This window comes from Bradyrhizobium sp. 132 (assembly GCF_023074185.1).
GTDB lineage: Bacteria > Pseudomonadota > Alphaproteobacteria > Rhizobiales > Xanthobacteraceae > Bradyrhizobium.
The window spans coordinates 1-1,270 of record NZ_JADPKY010000150.1; the positions used below are offsets into that span (position 1 = coordinate 1).

The 1,270-nt window shown below is 59.3% G+C and carries 2 tRNA genes and 2 rRNA genes; all 4 read right to left on the bottom strand.

What is annotated here, in order from left to right:
• Nucleotides 1-81, bottom strand: a 23S ribosomal RNA gene (locus IVA74_RS32295); the annotation flags it as partial.
• A 287-nt stretch (nt 82-368) separates the two neighbouring features.
• A tRNA-Ala gene (locus IVA74_RS32300) sits at nt 369-444 on the bottom strand.
• Between the two features lie 6 nt (nt 445-450).
• Nucleotides 451-527 (bottom strand) — tRNA-Ile (locus IVA74_RS32305).
• 160 nt (nt 528-687) lie between these two features.
• Nucleotides 688-1,270: ribosomal RNA gene (locus IVA74_RS32310) — 16S ribosomal RNA — on the bottom strand; the annotation flags it as partial.

Below are 1,270 nucleotides of genomic sequence, written 5' to 3' on the forward strand. Positions count from 1 at the left end.
CAAGGCTTATCGCAGCGTAGCACGTCCTTCATCGCCTCTCAGCGCCAAGGCATCCACCGAATGCTCTTAAGGCACTTGATCGCTCTCATGATCGATGTCCGAGCCTGACCGGCAGCCGCATCAGCGGATGACGTCAGGCACAGGACCACGGTCACGATAAAGACCAGTGACCAAACCGCTCTTCAGCGGTTCGGTCACATGCTTGCCGAACATGACCTCCAACGGGCACCCCGCTTTCGCGGGACCCGCGGTCACATTCCCTCTTCACAGTTTTTAGATATCGATGCCGCCTGCTGCGCTCAGCGCTGGCAAGGGCAAACTTGCTGCCTTCTCTTCCGGATGATCACCGCGCCTTCACGAAGAGGCGCTGGTGGAGACGGACGGGATCGAACCGACGACCTGATGCTTGCAAAGCAACTGCTCTCCCAGCTGAGCTACGTCCCCTGATCATGGTGGGCCTGGGACGACTCGAACGTCCGACCTCACCCTTATCAGGGGTGCGCTCTAACCACCTGAGCTACAGGCCCGAGCGGTGATCCCGCTTATCCGGATGAGAAAGAGAAACGAGGGCGGCCTCTCCAGGTCCCGCCAATCGAAGCCCTGACTGGGCTTCATGTATCCAATGACGTCTCGAGTGGCGGCCCGTCAGCCAGACGGCTGCCGGTCGTCCAAAAGAAACATCCTTAGAAAGGAGGTGATCCAGCCGCAGGTTCCCCTACGGCTACCTTGTTACGACTTCACCCCAGTCGCTGACCCTACCGTGGTCGCCTGCCTCCTTGCGGTTGGCGCAGCGCCGTCGGGTAAGACCAACTCCCATGGTGTGACGGGCGGTGTGTACAAGGCCCGGGAACGTATTCACCGTGGCGTGCTGATCCACGATTACTAGCGATTCCGCCTTCATGCACCCGAGTTGCAGAGTGCAATCCGAACTGAGACGGCTTTTCGGGATTTGCTCCAGGTCGCCCCTTCGCTTCCCTCTGTCACCGCCATTGTAGCACGTGTGTAGCCCATCCCGTAAGGGCCATGAGGACTTGACGTCATCCACACCTTCCTCGCGGCTTATCACCGGCAGTCTCCCTAGAGTGCCCAACTCAATGATGGCAACTAAGGACGTGGGTTGCGCTCGTTGCGGGACTTAACCCAACATCTCACGACACGAGCTGACGACAGCCATGCAGCACCTGTGTGCACGCCTCCGAAGAGGATCCCCGGTCTCCCAGGGTAACATGCCATGTCAAGGGATGGTAAGGTTCTGCGCGTTGCGTCGAAT